Source organism: Bacteroidota bacterium (assembly GCA_034723125.1).
Classification (GTDB): Bacteria; Bacteroidota; Bacteroidia; order CAILMK01; family JAAYUY01; genus JAYEOP01.
Genome location: JAYEOP010000124.1, coordinates 1 through 4,227, shown reverse-complemented (window position 1 = coordinate 4,227; position 4,227 = coordinate 1). Strand labels below are relative to the sequence as shown.

The window sequence follows — 4,227 nt, the reverse complement described above, 5'->3', positions numbered from 1 at the left end:
AAGTAAATAATTCATCATCAAATCATTTCAAGAAGTTCTTCAATAGATTCTTCAATTTCAAGTTTTTTTATTTTTTTAAAAAAAACTTTCTTATCAATAGGTTTATAATTTTGTTCCTTTTTTAATTTATCTACATCTAATTTCCCCCTTATAGGTTTCGAAAATTTTCTTGGATCAACTTTGCTTTCACCTTTTGTTATATTCCTTAACATAAAATCCATTCTTTTTAATTTGGAAATATCACCAACTTCCATAATATATCTGATTAAATTCAATTTTAGTACTTCTGTTTGCATTTTGTTTTGCTGTTTATTTTTTAAAATAATTTATTCATTACTTTTGCATGCTTGCAATAATGACGATAGTCAATCGTTTTCAAAAGTAAAAAAATAATGCTAATCTAATGTCGAATGAATTTTAAAACTCTAACATTTTTTATCCTAATCTTAATTCTTTCCTTATCAAAATCTTTTTCTCAGCAAAATTATGCAACAATTTATGGTGCTGTTACAGATATTGACAGCAAAGCATTAAATGGTGTAAATATTTGGATTCACAATTCAAATTCAGGAACAACAAGCTCATCAACAGGTAAATATTCCTTAAAAATACCTTCGGGAAAGAAATCAATAATTTATTTTTCTTATCAAAAAAATGTTAAAAGAATTATTATTCAAGCCTTACAATCAGGTGAAAAAAAAATGATAAATGTAACTCTGGCAAAAGAATATAATTTAGAAACAGTTGTTATCAAAGAATATAAAGGGAAGAAAACCAAAAAAATCCCAATGCAAAAAATTGATGTAGAAGTATTAGATGTACTTCCATCAACTACCGAAAGGGTTATTACAATTGTCAAAACATTACCGGGTGTTTCCTCAAATACCGAACTTTCATCAGGATACACCGTTAGAGGTGGAAACTATGACGAAAATCTTGTTTACATAAATGATATTGAAATTTACCGACCATTTCTTGTACGTTCAGGACAACAAGAGGGTTTGCCAATTTTAAACTCCGACCTAATTGAATCAATAAATTTTTCTGCCGGTGGATTTGAAGCAAAATACGGAGATAAACTTTCATCGGTTCTTGATATAAAATACAAAACTCCCAATGAATTTCATGCAGGATTTTCTGTAAATCTTTTAGGAGCTTCAGCTCACGTAGAAGGTTCTTCCGATAATCATAGATTTAAATATCTTTTGGGTGCTCGCCAAAGGTCAAACTCCTATTTCCTTAATTCTCTTGATGTTGAAGGAGAATACAACTCCTCTTTTTCGGATTTACAATCATATATTTCTTATGATTTAAATGAAAATCTTAAAGTCGGTCTTTTTTCTTATTACGGAAGAAACAAATACAATTTAATACCCAAATCTCAAACAACAGATTATGGAACTCACGATTTGGTATTGCGTTTTAAAGTTTATTTTGACGGACAAGAAGTTACAAAATATGAAAATGTTTTAAACGCAATTGACCTCACTTATGAAAATAACAACAGCTTGAAATTAAAATTTATTGTATCTGCATATTCAACAAAAGAAACGGAATATTTTGATGTAATGGGGCAATATTGGCTCGACCAAGTTGATACGGACCCTGGTTCAGAAACTTTTGACAGTACAAAGTATAACCTTGGTGTAGGTACATTTTTGAATCATGCGAGAAACAGACTTTATGCTGATATTTTTAATTTTCAACATAAAGGAGAAAAGATATTCCATAAATCGGAATTACGCTGGGGCATAAAAATGCAGTACGAAAATATTCAAGATGAATTACGTGAATGGGAACTTCTTGATTCTTCGGATTACATTATTCCAATTAATGAAAATGAACTGAAATTAAATAGATTTGTAAGCACAAGTGTTGATTTAAAATCATTTAGATATAGTGGGTATTTACAAAATACTTTTACTTTAAATGATTCCAACAGGTCTTATCTCACTGCCGGTGTTCGTGCCAATTATTGGGATTATAATAATGAGTTTATTGTTACTCCACGATTTCAATTTGTTTTTGAACCTTGGAACAGGGAGAATCTAAGAACTTTATACAACAATCCTGAAGACACAACTTATAAAAGAAAATTACAAATAAAGCTTTCTGCAGGAATGTATTACCAGCCAGCATTTTACAGAGAGCTAAGAAACAGACAAGGTGTTTTAAATCCTGAAATAAGAGCTCAAAAATCATATCATTTTGTTCTTGGTAGTGACCTTTATTTTCAAATGTGGAGCAGAACATTTAAATGGACAACAGAAGCATATTTTAAATATCTTGATGATATAATTCCTTATGATATTGAAGATGTGCGAATAAAATATTTTGCCGAAAATTGTGCAACAGGTTATGCAACAGGAGTTGACCTGCAATTACATGGACAGTTTGTTAATGGACTTCCTTCATGGGCAAATATTTCCATTATGCAAACAAAAGAAGATATTGAAGATGATTTCACTTATGTTTATGACGAAGAAGGTAATAGAAAAACAGATGCAGAAGGAAAATATATTACAGAAGAGCAAGGCTTGATTCCACGGCCAACAGATCAAAGATTTAGAGCGGCAATATTTTTTCAGGATTTTTTACCCAATAATCCAACATCAAAAGTTAACCTGAATTTTATTTTTGCAACACCACTTCCTTTTGGCCCGCCACAGTTTGAACATCTCAGGAATAAAGGTAGAATGAGAGCATACAAGCGTGTTGATGTAGGTTTTTCTAAACTCCTTGTATCAAGAAAAGAAAATTTTGGGAACTCAAATAAATTCTTCAAAAATTTCGAATCAATCTGGCTTAGTGGAGAAATATTTAATATGTTTGGTGTAAGAAATGTTATTTCATATTTTTGGGTAAAAGATGTAAATAACAATTATTGGGGTGTTCCCAATTACCTTACCGCAAGGCGTTTTAATGTTAGTTTAATTGTTAAGTTTTAAGGCTAATTTATAATTCCTTACTATCAAAATTTCAAGAGTCTTTCATTGGGAAGATTTGGAGTTTTAATGGGGATATACTGGTGATTATTTGATTGTTAGCCATCTACACAATTGCGTGCTGTTGTTATCATTTCAATGGCCTTTTTTTTATCATCCCTCCTTTTGCATCTTTTATACTGTGCATTACAACAAATGCATCCTTGTCTATTTTATCTATTTCTGTGTGCAGTTTTGCTAATTCCAATCTTGTAATCAAGGTATAAACAATTTCAGTTTCTTTACAGGCTTCACCTTTTTTAGCATAGCCCTTTTTGCCAAAATAAATGGTACAACCTCTTCCAAGTTTTTCAATTATAGATAATCTAATTTCTTCACTATAATCTGATATAATTGTTACTCCTACATATTCTTCTATTCCTGACACAACAAAATCAACAGTTTTTGATGCTGCTAAATATGTCAACATTGCATATAATGAAATTTCAATTGTAAACACATAAGCAGCAACTGAAAAAATAAGAACATTAAATATTAAAATTACATCTCCAATTGTCAATGAAGTTTTTTTACTTATAAAAATTGCCAACACCTCAGTTCCATCAATAACAGAACCTCCTCGAATTGCTAATCCAATTCCTAATCCTAAGAAGAAACCACCAAAAACAGCAATCAGTAATTTGTCATTAGTTATAATAGGATATGGTATAAAATGAACAGAGATAGCAAGTAATACAATTGCAATAATGCTTTTAAATGCAAATTGTTTACTGATTGTAGAAAAGCCCATAATTAAAAATGGAAGGTTTATTACAACTATTAAAACTGATAATGGTATTTCTGTCAGTTCGGCTATTGTAAGAGAAATTCCCATTACACCACCATCTATAAACATATTTGGCAGTAAAAATCCTTTTAATCCAAAACCAGCTGATAGTACTCCCAATAAAATAAAAAAGCTATCACGAATTAAATGTGAAAATTCAACTTTTGTAATTTTTATTGCCTTCTCAAATTGCGTTGACAGATATTTTTTATTTTTAAATCTATGCTTTACAGTCTCTGAGATAATATATTGAAAAATCGGGTTCATACTTTTTTTTTATTCAATAGCACACAACTAAATTATATCACGACAAATCCTCATATTTGTCAACTTTTTCCCTCCATCGCTCTCCAAAATCTTTGGAATTAATAACATTATTTAAAATCTAATATTCCGCTATATTTCAAAGACCCCTTAAAGGATTCAAAATATCAAATTTAGATAAATTATTTTGAA

Annotated in this window: 3 protein-coding genes; 1 reads left to right on the top strand and 2 read right to left on the bottom strand. The window is 29.9% G+C overall.

What is annotated here, in order from left to right; translation table 11 throughout:
• Positions 1-17: 17 nt before the first annotated feature.
• Positions 18-296 carry a hypothetical protein gene (locus U9R42_03765; protein ID MEA3495133.1) on the bottom strand — a complete coding sequence of 93 codons (279 nt, stop codon included), beginning with the start codon at positions 294-296 and terminating at the stop codon, positions 18-20.
• 114 nt (positions 297-410) lie between these two features.
• On the opposite strand from U9R42_03765, the gene U9R42_03760 reads away from it, so the two are divergent.
• Positions 411-2,948 (top strand): TonB-dependent receptor, encoded by a 2,538-nt coding sequence (locus U9R42_03760; protein ID MEA3495132.1) that lies wholly within the window; start codon positions 411-413, stop codon positions 2,946-2,948.
• A 127-nt stretch (positions 2,949-3,075) separates the two neighbouring features.
• Here the strand turns inward: U9R42_03760 and U9R42_03755 are convergent, their stop codons facing one another.
• Positions 3,076-4,038 (bottom strand): YitT family protein, encoded by a 963-nt coding sequence (locus U9R42_03755; GenBank protein MEA3495131.1) that lies wholly within the window; start codon positions 4,036-4,038, stop codon positions 3,076-3,078.
• Positions 4,039-4,227: the final 189 nt, after the last annotated feature.